11 protein-coding genes are annotated in these 15,796 nt (G+C 58.9%); 6 read left to right on the top strand and 5 right to left on the bottom strand.

What is annotated here, in order from left to right:
* The first annotated feature begins 1 nt into the window (after position 1).
* From HB680_RS19195 to hemE, 4 genes are all read left to right on the top strand, one after another.
* Entirely contained in the window at positions 2 to 1,585 is a 1,584-nt protein-coding gene (locus tag HB680_RS19195) for an AAA family ATPase (protein WP_213940124.1), read from the top strand.
* A 350-nt stretch (positions 1,586 to 1,935) separates the two neighbouring features.
* A complete protein-coding gene (gene gltB, locus HB680_RS19190) occupies positions 1,936 to 6,381 on the top strand; it encodes a glutamate synthase large subunit (protein WP_213940123.1) in 4,446 nt (1,481 codons plus the stop codon).
* Positions 6,382 to 6,414: 33 nt separating this feature from the next.
* Positions 6,415 to 7,833 carry an FAD-dependent oxidoreductase gene (locus tag HB680_RS19185; RefSeq protein WP_213940122.1) on the top strand — a complete coding sequence of 473 codons (1,419 nt, stop codon included), beginning with the start codon at positions 6,415 to 6,417 and terminating at the stop codon, positions 7,831 to 7,833.
* 253 nt (positions 7,834 to 8,086) lie between these two features.
* Entirely contained in the window at positions 8,087 to 9,154 is a 1,068-nt protein-coding gene (hemE, locus tag HB680_RS19180) for a uroporphyrinogen decarboxylase (RefSeq protein WP_213940121.1), read from the top strand.
* A gap of 166 nt (positions 9,155 to 9,320) precedes the next feature.
* Here hemE and HB680_RS19175 read toward each other — a convergent pair whose 3' ends face one another.
* Positions 9,321 to 10,595 (bottom strand): MFS transporter, encoded by a 1,275-nt coding sequence (locus HB680_RS19175; RefSeq protein ID WP_213940120.1) that lies wholly within the window; start codon positions 10,593 to 10,595, stop codon positions 9,321 to 9,323.
* 118 nt (positions 10,596 to 10,713) lie between these two features.
* On the opposite strand from HB680_RS19175, the gene HB680_RS19170 reads away from it, so the two are divergent.
* Positions 10,714 to 11,616 carry a LysR family transcriptional regulator gene (locus HB680_RS19170; protein ID WP_213940119.1) on the top strand — a complete coding sequence of 301 codons (903 nt, stop codon included), beginning with the start codon at positions 10,714 to 10,716 and terminating at the stop codon, positions 11,614 to 11,616.
* A 350-nt stretch (positions 11,617 to 11,966) separates the two neighbouring features.
* A complete protein-coding gene (locus tag HB680_RS19165) occupies positions 11,967 to 12,296 on the top strand; it encodes a DUF6124 family protein (RefSeq protein WP_213940118.1) in 330 nt (109 codons plus the stop codon).
* A 161-nt stretch (positions 12,297 to 12,457) separates the two neighbouring features.
* On the opposite strand, the gene HB680_RS19160 is transcribed toward HB680_RS19165, so the two are convergent.
* From HB680_RS19160 to HB680_RS19145, 4 genes are all read right to left on the bottom strand, one after another.
* Positions 12,458 to 13,144, bottom strand: coding sequence for a hypothetical protein (locus tag HB680_RS19160; RefSeq protein WP_213940117.1), 687 nt, complete (start codon positions 13,142 to 13,144; stop codon positions 12,458 to 12,460).
* Between the two features lie 270 nt (positions 13,145 to 13,414).
* A complete protein-coding gene (locus HB680_RS19155; RefSeq protein WP_213940116.1) occupies positions 13,415 to 13,672 on the bottom strand; it encodes a bacteriocin immunity protein in 258 nt (85 codons plus the stop codon).
* Entirely contained in the window at positions 13,669 to 15,009 is a 1,341-nt protein-coding gene (locus HB680_RS19150; RefSeq protein WP_213940115.1) for an S-type pyocin domain-containing protein, read from the bottom strand. The genes HB680_RS19155 and HB680_RS19150 overlap by 4 nt, the downstream gene beginning before the upstream one ends.
* A 324-nt stretch (positions 15,010 to 15,333) precedes the next feature.
* Positions 15,334 to 15,780, bottom strand: coding sequence for an excinuclease (locus HB680_RS19145; protein ID WP_213940114.1), 447 nt, complete (start codon positions 15,778 to 15,780; stop codon positions 15,334 to 15,336).
* Positions 15,781 to 15,796: the final 16 nt, after the last annotated feature.

The raw sequence follows: 15,796 nt of genomic DNA, 5'->3' as shown, positions 1-15,796 counted from the left end.
GATGACTAGTTTGCATGCCGACGAGGCTTTCCTCGGCCATTTCCAGTTAAGTCATGACCCTTTCGCTCCACGGGTGCCTGGCTTCAAATTTTTCCCGGCCCAGCGCAAACCGGTGCTGGGACAACTGCATCACCTGGCGCGCTACAGCCAGTTGCTGCTGGTGGTCACCGGCCCGCAAGGCAGCGGCAAGACGCTGTTGCGCCAGGCCCTGGTGGCCAGCACCAACAAGCAGTCCGTGCAAAGCGTGGTGGTTTCCGCCCGTGGTGCCGGCGATGCGGCCGGTGTACTGCGTCAAGTCGCCCAGGCGCTGAACGTGGCCCAGGCCGAGATCGGTGCGATTCTGGCCCAGGTGGTGCAACTCGCGCTGACCGGGCAGGAAGTCTATTTGCTGGTGGACGACGCCGAGCAACTCGACGAATCCGCGCTCGAAGCCTTGATGGCGTTGGCCGCCGGTGCGCCTGAGGGTCGCCCGCATGTGTTCCTGTTCGGCGAGTCGTCGCTGATTGCGCAACTGGAGGCCCTGAGCCTTGAGGAAGAGCGCTTCCACGTCATCGAATTGCAGCCGTACACCGAAGAAGAAACCCGCGAATACCTGGACCAGCGTCTTGAAGGCGCCGGTCGGGGTATCGAACTTTTCACCGCGGATCAGATCTCTGATATTCACGAAAGCTCCGAAGGTTGGCCTGGCAATATCAACCAGGTCGCCCGCGATGCGATGATCGAAGCCATGATTGCCAGCCGCACAGCGGTGAAGCGTCCAAGTATGGGGTTCAACATGCCGAAGAAACACGTATTGGCGATTTCCGCCGTAGTCGTGGTCGCGGTAGCCGCCGCCTGGTTGATGCCGGGCCGCAGCAAGACACCGACCACCGGCGCACCTGCAAATGAGCAGGCTCAGTTGCCATTGGGCACGCCAAAACCTAACGCTGCCGGGGGCGCGCCTTCGGTAGAGTTCGCCGGCAACACCCAACCGATGCCATTGCCGCTGGTCGGCCAATCGCAACCGGTCATGCGCAGCCCATTGGCTGAAGCGGCCGGTGGTATCACTGAAGGCGACGACGGCGTGCCGGTCGAAGGCTCCAGCGCCACACCGCCGACCGTGACCACCGTTGCGCCGCCGGCTGGCATCCAGCCTGGTCCTGCACCGACGCCAGCCGCCAAACCGGTTCCGGCGCCGACGCAGGTTGCTACCGCCAAGCCAGCGCCTGCGCCAGTGGCCAAACCGGCGCCAGCGCCAGCCAAGCCTGTGGTTGCCGCCAAACCGGCCGAGAAGCCGGTTACCGTCGCCAAGGCTGCCGGTGGCACCTGGTACGCCGGACAACCGACGAGCAATTACGTGGTGCAGATCCTCGGCACCAGCTCCGAAGCCACTGCGCAAACCTTCGTCAAGGAGCAGGGCGGCGAGTACCGGTATTTCAAGAAAGTGCTGAACGGCAAACCGCTTTACGTCATCACCTACGGCAGCTTCGCCAACCGCGATGCAGCCGTTACCGCCATCAAGGCCTTGCCAGCGAAGGTTCAGGCTGGTAAACCTTGGCCTCGCTCCGTCGCCAGCGTCCAACAGGAACTGGCAACAGCTCGCTGATGATTCGGCGGCCTTACCCAGGCCGCCTCTCTCGGCACCTCAAAATTTCTACAAGCGCATGCCGCCTCTACAGGCCGCGTGCCTTGTGGTGTCTGCGTCATAGTGGTCTTTGAGTCGTTGCGGTCAAAATTAAAAAAGTTTTGACTAGCACAGCGTATCGCTTTAAACCTTTCACAAATGCGACATAGATTTGCGACATTTCGTCGTCAAATTTGTGAGCGTAAGTGTCGGTGTGTACAATGACCTCCCTTTTGCCCCCGCAAAGCCGACGTACGTTCGGCGTGGATGGCAAGTGGTTGAATTGAAAAGAAATTTGCCTCGAAAAGAGGCAGCCTGGTGAGAAAGTGTCTATGAAAGCAGGTCTGTACCAACCAGATGAATTCAAGGATAACTGCGGTTTTGGCCTGATAGCCCATATGCAGGGCGAGCCCAGTCATACCCTTTTGCAAACGGCCATTGAGGCCCTGACCTGCATGACCCACCGCGGTGGGATCAACGCCGACGGCAAGACCGGTGACGGTTGCGGCTTGCTGATTCAAAAGCCGGATGTGTTCCTGCGAGCCATTGCCCAGGAAACCTTCGGCGTCGCATTGCCCAAGCAATATGCCGTGGGCATGGTCTTCTTCAACCAGGACCCGGTCAAAGCCGAAGCCGCTCGCGAGAACATGAACCGCGAGATCATCGCTGCCGGCCTGACCCTCGTCGGCTGGCGCAAAGTGCCGATCGACACCAGCGTCCTCGGCCGTCTGGCCCTTGAGCGCCTGCCGCAAATCGAGCAGGTGTACATCGGTGGTGAAGGCCTGAGCGATCAGGACATGGCGATCAAGCTGTTCACCTCCCGTCGCCGCTCGTCCGTGGCCAACGCCGGTGACGCCGATCACTACATCTGCAGCTTTTCGCACAAGACCATCATTTATAAAGGCCTGATGATGCCGGCGGACCTCACCGCCTTCTATCCAGACCTCAGCGACCAACGCCTGCAAACCTCGATCTGCGTGTTCCACCAGCGCTTTTCGACCAACACCCTGCCGAAATGGCCGTTGGCGCAGCCGTTCCGCTTCCTCGCCCACAACGGCGAAATCAACACCATCACCGGTAACCGCAACTGGGCCGTGGCCCGTCGCACCAAGTTCACCAACGACTTGATGGACCTGGAAGAACTCGGCCCATTGGTGAACCGCGTGGGTTCCGACTCCTCGAGCATGGACAACATGCTCGAGTTGATGGTCACCGGTGGCATCGACCTGTTCCGTGGCGTGCGGATGATCATTCCACCTGCGTGGCAGAACGTCGAAACCATGGACCCGGATCTGCGGGCGTTCTACGAATACAACTCGATGCACATGGAACCGTGGGACGGCCCGGCCGGCGTGGTCATGACCGACGGTCGCTACGCGGTGTGCCTGCTCGACCGTAACGGTTTGCGTCCGGCGCGTTGGGTTACCACCAAAAACGGTTTCATCACCCTGGCCTCGGAAATCGGTGTCTGGAACTACCAGCCTGAAGACGTGATCGCCAAGGGCCGTGTGGGCCCGGGTCAGATCTTCGCCGTGGATACCGAAACCGGCCAGATCCTCGATACCGATGCGATCGACAACCGCTTGAAGTCCCGTCATCCGTACAAGCAATGGCTGCGCAAGAATGCCCTGCGCATCCAGGCGACCATGGAAGACAACGACCACGGTTCGGCTTTCTATGACGTCGACCAACTCAAGCAATACATGAAGATGTATCAGGTCACGTTCGAAGAACGCGACCAGGTGCTGCGTCCGCTCGGCGAGCAAGGCTACGAAGCCGTCGGCTCGATGGGCGACGATACGCCGATGGCCGTGCTGTCCCAGCGCGTGCGCACGCCGTACGACTATTTCCGTCAGCAGTTCGCGCAGGTCACCAACCCGCCGATCGACCCGCTGCGTGAAGCCATCGTCATGTCGCTGGAAATCTGCCTCGGTGCAGAGCGCAACATTTTCCAAGAGTCGCCGGAGCACGCCTCGCGCGTAATCCTCAGCTCGCCGGTCATTTCCCCGGCCAAGTGGCGTTCGTTGATGAACCTCGATCGTCCGGGCTTCGAGCGCGCGATCATCGACCTCAACTACGACGAAAGCGTCGGCCTCGAAGCGGCGATCCGCAACGTCGCCGATCAGGCTGAAGAAGCCGTGCGTTCCGGTCGTACCCAAGTTGTGTTGAGCGACCGTCACATTGCCCCGGGCAAATTGCCGATCCACGCTTCGCTGGCCACTGGCGCGGTGCACCACCGCCTGACCGAAAAAGGCCTGCGTTGCGACTCCAACATCCTGGTGGAAACCGCCACCGCTCGCGACCCGCATCACTTTGCGGTGTTGATCGGTTTCGGCGCCTCGGCGGTTTATCCGTTCCTGGCCTACGAAGTGCTGGGCGACCTGATCCGTACCGGTGAAGTGCTGGGCGACCTCTATGAGGTGTTCAAGAACTACCGCAAAGGCATCACCAAAGGTCTGTTGAAGATTCTGTCGAAGATGGGCATTTCGACCATCACGTCGTATCGCGGCGCGCAGTTGTTCGAAGCCATCGGCCTGTCCGAAGAAGTCTGCGAACTGAGCTTCCGTGGCGTGCCAAGCCGCATCAAGGGCGCGCGCTTCGTCGACATCGAAGCCGAGCAGAAAGCCCTCGCCGCCGAAGCCTGGAGCCCGCGCAAGCCAATCCAGCAGGGCGGTTTGCTGAAGTTCGTCCACGGTGGCGAATATCACGCCTACAACCCGGACGTGGTCAGCACCCTGCAAGCCGCTGTGCAGCAGGGCGACTACAGCAAGTTCAAGGAATACACGGCGCTGGTGGACAACCGTCCGGTGTCGATGATCCGTGACTTGTTCAAGGTGAAGACCCTGGACACGGCGCTGGACATCAGCGAGATCGAACCGCTGGAATCGGTGCTCAAGCGCTTCGACTCCGCCGGCATCTCCCTCGGCGCTTTGTCGCCGGAAGCTCACGAAGCCCTGGCCGAAGCCATGAACCGCCTCGGTGCGCGTTCCAACTCCGGCGAAGGCGGCGAAGACCCGGCGCGCTACGGCACGATCAAAAGCTCGAAAATCAAACAGGTTGCGACTGGCCGTTTCGGTGTAACCCCGGAATACCTGGTCAACGCTGAAGTGCTGCAGATCAAAGTCGCCCAGGGCGCCAAGCCCGGTGAAGGTGGTCAGTTGCCTGGGGGCAAGGTTAACGGTCTGATCGCCAAGCTGCGTTATGCAGTGCCGGGCGTGACCCTGATTTCGCCGCCACCGCACCACGACATCTACTCGATTGAAGATTTGTCACAGCTGATTTTCGACCTGAAACAAGTCAATCCGAAGGCTTTGGTCTCGGTGAAATTGGTCGCGGAAGCAGGCGTCGGCACCATCGCCGCCGGTGTGGCCAAGGCCTATGCGGACTTGATCACTATCTCCGGCTACGACGGCGGCACCGGCGCATCGCCGCTGACCTCGATCAAATACGCGGGTGCACCGTGGGAGCTCGGCCTGGCCGAAACCCACCAGACCCTGCGTGGCAACGACCTGCGCGGCAAAGTCCGGGTACAGACCGACGGTGGTCTGAAAACCGGCCTCGACGTGATCAAGGCTGCAATCCTCGGCGCTGAAAGCTTCGGCTTCGGCACCGCGCCAATGATCGCCCTGGGCTGCAAATACCTGCGCATCTGCCACCTGAACAACTGCGCCACCGGCGTCGCGACTCAGAACGAGAAACTGCGCAAGGATCACTACATCGGCACCGTCGACATGGTGGTGAATTTCTTCACCTACGTCGCCGAAGAAACCCGTGAGTGGCTGGCCAAGCTGGGCGTGCGCTCCCTCGAAGAGCTGATCGGCCGTACCGATCTGCTGGAAATCCTCGAAGGCCAGACCGCCAAGCAGCAACACCTGGACCTGACCCCGTTGCTCGGCAGCGATCACATCCCGGCAGACAAGCCGCAATTCTGCCAGGTGGACCGCAACCCGCCGTTCGACAAAGGCCTGCTGGCCGAGAAAATGGTCGACATGGCCACCTCGGCGATCAACGACAAGAGCGGCGCTGATTTCGAGCTGAATATCTGCAACTGCGACCGTTCCATCGGCGCGCGGATCTCCGGCGAAATCGCGCGCAAGCACGGCAACCAAGGCATGGCGAACGCGCCGATCACTTTCCGCTTCAAAGGGACGGCCGGTCAGAGCTTCGGTGTGTGGAACGCCGGCGGCCTGAACATGTACCTGGAAGGCGACGCCAACGACTACGTCGGCAAAGGCATGACCGGCGGCAAACTGGTCATCGTTCCGCCGAAGGGCAGCGTCTACAAGACTCAGGACAGTGCCATCATCGGCAACACCTGCCTGTACGGCGCCACCGGCGGCAAGCTGTTCGCCGCGGGCACCGCGGGCGAGCGTTTCGCCGTGCGTAACTCCGGTGCTCACACCGTGGTGGAAGGCACTGGCGATCACTGCTGCGAGTACATGACCGGTGGTTTCGTCTGCGTCCTGGGCAAGACCGGTTACAACTTCGGCTCAGGCATGACCGGCGGTTTCGCCTACGTGCTCGACCAGGACAACACCTTCGTTGACCGGGTCAACCACGAACTGGTGGAAATCCAGCGGATCAGCGGCGAAGCGATGGAAGCCTATCGCAGCCACCTGCAACGCGTGCTGGACGAATACGTCGCGGAAACCGACAGCGAATGGGGTCGTAACCTCGCTGAGAACCTCGACGACTATCTGCGCCGTTTCTGGCTGGTCAAGCCCAAGGCTGCCAACCTGAAATCGTTGCTTTCCAGCACCCGTGCCAACCCGCAGTGATATGCGCCTGAAGAGTTTGATGAGGTTTTAACAATGGCTGAACGTCTGAATAACGACTTCCAGTTCATCGATGTCGGGCGCAAGGATCCGAAGAAGAAACTGTTGCGTCAACGCAAGAAAGAGTTCGTGGAAATCTACGAACCCTTCAAACCCCAGCATTCGGCCGATCAGGCCCACCGCTGCCTGGGTTGCGGTAACCCGTATTGCGAATGGAAGTGCCCGGTGCACAACTTCATTCCGAACTGGCTGAAGCTGGTGGCCGAGGGCAACATCCTCCAGGCCGCCGAGCTGTCGCACCAGACCAACACCCTGCCGGAAGTCTGCGGCCGGGTGTGCCCACAGGATCGTCTGTGCGAGGGTGCCTGCACCCTTAACGACGGCTTCGGCGCGGTGACCATCGGTTCGGTCGAGAAGTACATCACCGACACCGCGTTCGCCATGGGCTGGCGCCCGGACATGTCCAAGGTCAAACCGACCGGCAAGCGTGTCGCGATCATTGGCGCAGGCCCGGCCGGCCTGGGTTGTGCCGACGTACTGGTACGTGGCGGCGTGGCCCCGGTGGTGTTCGACAAGAACCCGGAAATCGGCGGTCTGCTGACCTTCGGCATCCCCGAGTTCAAGCTGGAAAAGACCGTGCTGAGCAATCGCCGCGAAGTCTTTACCGGCATGGGCATTGAATTCCGCCTGAACACCGAAGTGGGCAAGGACGTGACCATCGAGCAACTGCTCGAAGAATACGATGCCGTGTTCATGGGCATGGGCACCTACACCTACATGAAGGGCGGCTTTGCCGGTGAGGACCTGCCGGGCGTGCATGACGCGCTCGACTTCCTGATCGCCAACGTCAACCGCAACCTGGGCTTTGAAAAGTCGCCGGAAGATTTCGTCGACATGAAAGGCAAGAAGGTTGTGGTGCTGGGCGGCGGCGACACGGCGATGGACTGCAACCGCACGTCGATCCGCCAGGGCGCCAAGTCCGTGACCTGTGCCTATCGTCGCGACGAAGCGAACATGCCGGGCTCGCGCAAAGAGGTGAAGAACGCCAAGGAAGAAGGCGTGAAATTCCTCTACAACCGCCAGCCGATCGCCATTGTCGGTGAAGACCGCGTCGAAGGCGTGAAAGTGGTCGAGACCCGTCTCGGCGAACCGGACGCCCGTGGCCGTCGCAGCCCCGAGCCGATCCCGGGTTCCGAAGAGATCATCCCGGCCGACGCCGTGGTCATCGCGTTCGGTTTCCGTCCGAGCCCGGCGTCGTGGTTCGAACAGTTCGAGATCCAGACCGACAGCCAGGGCCGCGTCGTGGCCCCGGAACAAGGCAAGTACAAGCACCAGACCAGCAACCCGAAAATCTTCGCCGGTGGCGATATGGTTCGCGGGTCTGACCTGGTGGTGACAGCGATCTTCGAAGGGCGTAATGCCGCTGAAGGGATTCTGGATTACTTGGGCGTCTGATCACTTCCTGAGATTGGAATACGATCAAAATGTGGGAGCGGGCTTGCTCGCGAAGACGGAGTGTCAGTCAGCATTGATGTTGCCTGACACACCGCTTTCGCGAGCAAGCCCGCTCCCACATTGGTTTCAGGGTGTTGCGAAAACCGTGGTCTTACCGCGACAAATTGACCCGATAGACAAAAGGTGCGGCGCTTGCCGTGCCTTTTGCGCCGCGCTCTGAGAAAATGCCCGCACTTTTTTTCCGGATGCCGACATGACTGCCCTGAAGAACGACCGTTTCCTTCGCGCCCTGCTCAAGCAACCTGTAGACGTCACGCCGGTATGGATGATGCGTCAGGCCGGTCGCTACCTGCCGGAATACCGCGCCAGCCGTGCCAAGGCCGGTGACTTCATGAGCCTGTGCATGAACCCGGAGTTCGCTTGCGAAGTCACGATGCAACCGCTCGACCGCTACCCGCAACTGGACGCGGCGATCCTCTTCTCCGACATCCTGACCATCCCGGACGCCATGGGCCAAGGCCTGTACTTCGAAACCGGCGAAGGCCCGCGCTTCAAGAAAGTCGTCAGCACCCTGGCCGACGTCGAAGCCCTGCCGATCCCGGACCCGCACAAAGACCTCGGTTATGTGATGGACGCGGTCAGCACCATCCGCCGCGAACTGAATGGCCGCGTGCCGCTGATCGGTTTCTCTGGCAGCCCATGGACCCTGGCCACCTACATGGTTGAAGGCGGCTCGTCGAAAGACTACCGCAAGACCAAAACCATGCTCTACGACAACCCGCAAGCCTTGCACTTGTTGCTCGACAAGCTGGCTCAGTCGGTCACCAGCTACCTCAACGGCCAGATCATGGCCGGTGCCCAAGCGGTGCAGATTTTCGATAGCTGGGGCGGCAACCTTTCGGCGGCGGCGTACCAGGAATTCTCCCTGGCCTACATGCGCAAAATCGTCAGCGGCCTGATCCGCGAACACGAAGGCCGCAAGGTTCCGGTCATCCTGTTCACCAAGGGCGGGGGGCTGTGGCTGGAAAGCATCGCCGACGCCGGCGCTGATGCGTTGGGCCTGGACTGGACCTGCGACATCGGCGAAGCCCGCCAGCGTGTCGGCGGTAAAGTCGCGCTGCAAGGCAACATGGACCCGACCGTGCTCTACGCCAAGCCAGAAGCCATCCGCACCGAAGTCGGCCGCATCCTCGCCAGCTACGGCAAGGGCAGCGGCCACGTGTTCAACCTCGGCCATGGCATCACCCCGGAAGTGGATCCGGAGCATGCGGGTGCGTTCCTGCGCGCGGTGCATGAGTTGTCGGCGCAGTATCACGAGTAGTCGTCGCCCCATAACGAAAACGCCCGGCTTATGCCGGGCGTTTTTGTTTGGTGTACTCGGTCAAATGTGGGAGCGGGCTTGCTCGCGAAAGCGGTGGATCAGTCGACATCATTGTTGAATGCTCAACCGCTTTCGCGAGCAAGCCCGCTCCCACAGGGGGATTGGGTCAGGCCCTTATATCGCCTAACGGCGGCAACTTCGCCAGTTTCAACGCCACCAACAACGCAATCACCAACAACCCGCCAATAAACAACCCGATCCCGTTCCACCCACCGAGGTGCCAGAACACTCCACCGGCCGTACCGGCAATGCTCGACCCGGCGTAATAGCTGAACAGGTACAGCGACGACGCCTGTCCCTTGGCCTTGATCGCCCGGCGCCCGATCCAGCTACTCGCCACCGAATGCGCGCCGAAGAAGCCGAAGGTGAAGATCAGCATGCCGATGATCACCAACGGCAGCGGCGTGAACATGGTCAGCGCCAGGCCTGCGAGCATCAGCACAATCGTCGCCCACAGCACTTTGCGTCGGCCCAGTTTGTCGGCCAGCGAACCGATCTTCGCCGAGCTGTAAATCCCCGACAGGTACACAACAGAGAGCAACCCGACAAAGGCCTGGTCCATGTTGTACGGCTCGGCCAACAGGCGATAGCCGATGTAGTTGAACAGCGTGACGAACGCGCCCATCAGCACGAAAGCCTCAAGGAACAGCAGCGGCAAACCGGCATCGCGAAAGTGCATGGTGAAGCCGTCGAACAGGCTGCGCGGGTGCATCGAGCGGGCGCGGAAGTTGCGCGATTCAGGGAGAATTTTCCAGAACACCGTCGCCGCGATCAGCGCGAGACCGCCAATCACCAGCATCGCCGTGTGCCAGCTCACGAAGTCGATCAACACGCCGGTAATCAGTCGTCCGCTCATCCCGCCGATGGCGTTGCCACCGATGTACAAGCCCATCGCCAGACCAATGTGTTGCGGATGAATCTCTTCGCTCAGGTACGTCATGGCGACCGCCGCCAGACCGCTCAACGACAGCCCGATCAGCGCCCGCATGATCAACACGCCTTCCCAGCTCGGCATCATCGCGCTGGCCATGGTGCACAACGCCGCCGCGAACAGGGCCGTCACCATTACCGGTTTGCGCCCGACGCGGTCAGAAATCGGCCCGGTGATCAGCAGACCAATCGCGAGCATGCCGGTGGCCACCGACAGGATCAGGCTGCTTTGCGCCGCGTTGATCGAATATTCGTGGGACAGCAGCGGCATCATCGGCTGTACGCAATACAGCAGCGCGAACGTCGCAAAGCCGCCGGAGAACAGCGCCAGCACCGTGCGCATAAACATCGGCGTGCCTTTCTCGATGTAGATTTCGTTCAGCTCGGCGACGACATCGTCCAGCGCAGTGGGCGGAGCTTCATGGGCGAGTGGGGCGACAGCAGTTTTCACTTCGGACCTCGGAGGGCGCAGCCGGTCAGGCAATGAAAAAAGCATATAGCTGCCTAACGATTCAATCCAATATATTATTCGACCTGTTTAAGAGGTTTTACGACCTAATGGAGTTTTCATGGAATTGCGCCACCTGCGCTACTTCATCGCCGTCGCCGAAGAACTGCACTTTGGCCGCGCCGCCCAGGTGCTGGGCATCTCCCAACCGCCGCTGAGCCAGCAGATTCAGGCGCTGGAAGCTGAGGTGGGCGCACGGTTATTCGAGCGGACCAATCGTCGGGTCGAACTCAGCGAGGCCGGCCGATTGTTTCTGCAAGAGGCGCGGCTGGCGCTGGCCCAGGTCGATAAAGCGGCGGATGTTGCCCGGCGTGCGCAACTGGGCGAGTTGGGTGAACTGAAGATCGGCTTCACCTCGTCGGCACCGTTCAACTCGACCATCCCTCAGGCAATCTTCTCGTTTCGCCAGCGCTTCCCGGCCGTGCACCTGAACCTGCGGGAGATGAGCAGCACCCAAGTGGCCGACGCACTGGTCGATGAATCGATCGAAGTCGGCATCATGCGGCCGCTCGGTTTGCCGGATTCCCTCAGCGTCGTGGAATTGATGCGCGAGCCATTGGTGGCCGTGCTTAGCTCCAAGCATCCGCTGGTCAATGGCAGCGAAGAAGGTCTGTTTCTTTCAGCTCTGGCCCTCGAACCATTCGTCTTTTTCCCACGCAGTTATGGCAGTGGTCTGTACGCCCAATTACTGACGTTGGCGCGGGATGCCGGGTTTAGCCCGCATTTCGCCCAAGAGGCGGGTGAGGCGATGACCATCATCGGGTTGGTGGCGGCGGGGTTGGGGGTGTCGGTGTTGCCGGCGTCGTACCAGCGGATGAGGATTGATGGCGTGGTCTATCGGCCATTGCTGGATCCGGAAGCGGTGTCGGCGGTGTGGCTGGTGCAACGCAAGGATCAGAAATCGCCGATGGCAAAGGCGTTTGTGGAGTTGTTGACGAGGAAGGTTGAACCGCTGAAATCGTGAGGTCCTCTGTGGGACATTTCCGAAGCTATATTCCGGAAGACTACAACACCTTGCGACGGAGGCTACGACTAACCCAGAATCCGTCCCCTTGTGCGCTTTTGAGTCCATCGATAACTTGATTCGCGTCACTGCTCATCAGTGATCGGGTTTAGTAGCTCGTGGTATTTGAAGATCGCATAAGTGTCCGTCAATCAGGTATTCCTATGCCTGTTCTTGATGGTGGTTGTGCGTAGGGCGCCCTCGGGCGCGCCGGCTTTCTTCGTTTCCCCGGTCTACTAACCTGCGTACAGCCGCCACCCCTTCGTATTAGTAGCGATGGAATGGCGGCACCACATCAGGAAATGACGATTATGTTCAAGGACACACCAAACCCGCCGGATAGTGATTCGGCATCTCGCGATACGTCCCCGGGCGCAGAAACGCTCAATCAGTCCGCCGACAACGTAGCGCCCATCTACAAGCGAAAACCCAGCAACATCGTCCTCATCGCCCCGGATATCGACAACCGGACCTTGCTGGAATACGCCTGTGAATCGCTGGCATCAGCGAATGTCATGGCGAGTGATTTCGTGAGGTTTCTGGAAGGATCGCAGTGCAACACACTGCTTGGAATTCAGCAGTCGATCATGCTTGGAGAGCTGGCGGTGAATCGGGTGCTGGACAACTTCGACTCACCTTGAAATCTACGGAGATGATCGTTCCCACGCTCCTGCGTGGGAATGCCTCAATGGACGCTCTGCGTCCGCTTCGGCAGGGACGCGGAGCGTCCCGGGCTGCATTCCCACGCTTTTGGCATTCACTGACACGCCCCCGATACCCAAGAGCAGACCGTGACCTGAAATCACTGGGGCCGTTTGACCACCCATTTTTTTATAGTCGGGTCTATTGGCTGCTCGGACTCAATCTCTGCTTGGGTTTGACTAAACTCCATGCCATTTCCGCAAAACGCAGTGAACTGCCCGCCGTTGAGACTGTAGAAGTCGACACTCGTAACTGTTTCACAGGTATTACTTGCCACAATTTTTCGAGCGAGTTTCGCTCGAGATGACTGATAAGTGTCGTACCAGTCTTTGTAATGTTCCTTGGATTTAGCCGCTGATGCGCCTGGTCTCAGGACATCGCTGACAACTCGGGTATCAAGCGAACTCGTTATGAAATGCGTATAGGGTTGGATGTCTTCGGAATTAACAGAAAATAGATAGGCTTCCCCGTTTCGCATATTGAATTTAATCACCTTCAACTGCGTTTCTTCTGGATAAACCTTGTAGACGACACTCAAATGCCCGAGGAACATGCTAGGGCTTTTTTCACTCGTGTAAATAAACTTCTCGTCCTTATTAAGTTTGAAGCGTTGGACTACCGAATCGATTCGGTCGAGCCGCTTTCGCTTCTCCAAGTCGCTCTCCGCAACCTCGATGGGCTTCAGGGGTTGCAACTGCTCGGGTATCGGCATTACCAGGACTTGAACATCCGCCTGCGCACCACAAACGGCTGCAGCCAAGATCAAGGGAATGATGGATTTCAACATGCTTACTGCTCCTTGTAGGGAAATCTTCCGGTTTTGCTGTGTTCTGCGTCGAATGGCCTGCAGGGAAGCGTGAGCTATCTGAATAGCCGGTGAGCTGAGATAAAGGGTCGTTGTGGCGAAGGCATTTGTTCCCGCTTGAACGCGCAACGCTCAAAGCATTGGCCGTGAGAGCCCGGGGTCGTGACCGTAGCGCGAAGCTAAGATTCTGGCTGTGGGACGTTTCCGAAATTGGGTACTCTGCTTTACTGTGTTTCAGTTTTGCCCAATGAATCAGCCTTCTTTGAACCCCGGCAATCCCTGAGCAGCACGCCATTCCTTGATAGTTCTAGTTATCCCTTGTGCAGAATCGTCAGCATCTTCTTCCGGATAGAAGATCAAGTCGGAACCAGTAGGGTGTTCGCATATGGTGTTAAAGTGATGCACAAGCTTGTTTTCTTCTTCTTCGCTTTCATTGCTCTCTATGATACGCGTCAGCAACCTGACGAATTCTTCTTCTGTGTAATCTGAAATGCAGCTTTTCAGGGTCATTGTCTATCATCTCTATGGATTTCTACGTGCCGTTTTGGTGTAACTATTGATAGGTTGTCCACATCATAAACCGCACCGCCATTACGGATGGGAATAACGTGATGTATTTCGTAGCGAGCGTTTTCCCCGTTGTGTTCCGCTCGCTGAGCAAAAGGGGCTCTACCGTTCAAGAGTTTAATTTTGTTGGTCGACTTGAACTCATTAAGTAGCTCATGATCATTTCCCACAGCAGTCCAAAATGCAGCTCTGAAAGCTTTGAAGTCTCTAAAAGTTTGCCCTCTTAGCTGGTCAGCTATCCGCGTTGGAATAGGAGCCCCTAACCCAGTACTCGCCCCAGCAAGCCAAACCCCAGAACCATCCTCCCCAACACCTGTAACGACGCCGGATTCATGCCGGGCACTGAGCGCGATATAAATCGGCGCAAGCCCCGGATTCTCCGGAAACCAGATAATCGCGTCCTGATATTCAGGCGGATGCTCTGGGTTTTTCAGTATTTTGTTGGCTTGCTCAGTGGGCGGATACACCCACACGGTCGGCAACGAAGGAGCACCTTTCAGGGCGGGAATGCCCAAGACCTCATCAGGATTCGCCGCAGGTGTCCAGGTCAGGCCAATTCCATTGCCAATGTCGGCAACACACTTTTCGCCTTTCTTTTTGGCTGCGATGACCCGGACAAACTCCCACTCTTTTTTCCCGCCGGTGTAGAAGCCGTAAGCGCTGACTGAACCATCAGGCAGTGTTTTCGTATTGATGCGGACTCGGGTTCGCCCCGCTTTCAACTCGGCGTATTGCTCGTTTTTGTAGAAGGCGCTGTCCGGCGAAAGGCTGGTGTTCGGCATCAGTAGTGCAACGGTTCCGACCGCTGCGCCCGCTGCCACGGCGGCTGAGCCTTCCAGCAAAGAGAGCGCAAGAGAACCGCCGAGGCGTTGGGCGATTGCGCTGCCCGTTGCAGAGCCTGCGACCCATTTGAGCGGCAGACCTTCTGCGGTAATCGCCCCGTCGGTGCCCAGTACAGCCCACGATCCGTAGTTGGCGAGCTTTTCGAGCGGGACGAAACCGGCGGGATTGTTGTGGTTGATGACGCCGTCAGGGAGATTGCAGCTTTTGGCGAACACGCAGCCGTTGATAGCGGTTTTTTTGCGTTTTTCGGATTGCCGGAAAAAGCGGTCTTCATACGCCTGTTGTCTGGCGAGCATTGCCTCGTAGGATTTTTGTCTGGCGTCACGTTCGGCCAGTTCGGTCGAGGTCATGTCTCGCAGGTAGCGAATTCCGATTCCGCTGCCACCGCCACCCGTTCCACTTTCCCAGACTTGGGGGATGTCCTTGTCGCGCGCCATTGATGCTTTTCTGTATGAATCTGAGGAGACTCGAACCTACTCGGCAGGATCAGATGTTGGCGTTAGGACGTTTCCCAAATGAGGCGCTGAAATTTCCTATTTCATATTGTTGCCGGAGGGGGCGCAGGGCAGGGGACGCAGAGCGTCCCGGCTGCATTCCCACGCGGAGCGTGGGAACGATCAATTGTGGCGAGGGAGCTTGCTCCCGCTTGAGTGCGTAGCACTCACAAAATCTTCAGTGAATGTCAGAGTTTGGGGCCGCTGCGCAGCCCAGCGCGAGCAAGCTCTCTCGCCACAGGATTGCCTCAATGGGCAGCAAGGTCCTTACTGAACCTTCGCCAAATCTCCTTTCAACGCAACACCCGCCATGATCGCCCCGGCGTGGCACTCATAGTTCTTGGCATCCTTGCGCTCGTTGCTTTTGTAGAAGCTGACAATGTTGGTCACCGCATTCGCCCCGGCGCTCTTGGCGGCCTGGAACAAGCTGATGATGGCCGATTGCGCGACCCATTCGCAGGCGACTTCGTCGGACTTGTTGAAGGCGTTGGTTTTTTTGTTGGTCACGGCACCGGCGCTGAGGACGGTGATGTTGCCGGCCGGGTTGTTGCCCGCCAGGTAGAACTTCACGCTGCCATCGATTTTGCCGGTGCGGGTGGCTTCGGCGACGGCTTTGTCGAAGGGCAGGTACACCGGGGTGTCTCGGGCCTGGCTGACGGCCGGGAGGGCGCAGATCAGCAGGGTGGCGGCGGCAGCGATTTTCTTGATGTGCATGGAGGTCTCCTTGACC

It is taken from the genome of Pseudomonas sp. dw_612, from assembly GCF_018449725.1.
Classification (GTDB): Bacteria; Pseudomonadota; Gammaproteobacteria; order Pseudomonadales; family Pseudomonadaceae; genus Aquipseudomonas.
Note: the sequence above shows the minus strand (reverse complement) of the source record. Positions and strands in the feature narration are given on the sequence as shown.

Coding starts and splice junctions, on each gene's coding strand:
- HB680_RS19195 (WP_213940124.1), top strand. CDS start 2: ATGACTAGTTTGCATGCCGACGAGGCTTTCCTCGGCCATTTCCAGTTA.
- gltB (WP_213940123.1), top strand. CDS start 1,936: ATGAAAGCAGGTCTGTACCAACCAGATGAATTCAAGGATAACTGCGGT.
- HB680_RS19185 (WP_213940122.1), top strand. CDS start 6,415: ATGGCTGAACGTCTGAATAACGACTTCCAGTTCATCGATGTCGGGCGC.
- hemE (WP_213940121.1), top strand. CDS start 8,087: ATGACTGCCCTGAAGAACGACCGTTTCCTTCGCGCCCTGCTCAAGCAA.
- HB680_RS19170 (WP_213940119.1), top strand. CDS start 10,714: ATGGAATTGCGCCACCTGCGCTACTTCATCGCCGTCGCCGAAGAACTG.
- HB680_RS19165 (WP_213940118.1), top strand. CDS start 11,967: ATGTTCAAGGACACACCAAACCCGCCGGATAGTGATTCGGCATCTCGC.
- HB680_RS19160 (WP_213940117.1), bottom strand. CDS start 13,144: ATGTTGAAATCCATCATTCCCTTGATCTTGGCTGCAGCCGTTTGTGGT.
- HB680_RS19155 (WP_213940116.1), bottom strand. CDS start 13,672: ATGACCCTGAAAAGCTGCATTTCAGATTACACAGAAGAAGAATTCGTC.
- HB680_RS19150 (WP_213940115.1), bottom strand. CDS start 15,009: ATGGCGCGCGACAAGGACATCCCCCAAGTCTGGGAAAGTGGAACGGGT.
- HB680_RS19145 (WP_213940114.1), bottom strand. CDS start 15,780: ATGCACATCAAGAAAATCGCTGCCGCCGCCACCCTGCTGATCTGCGCC.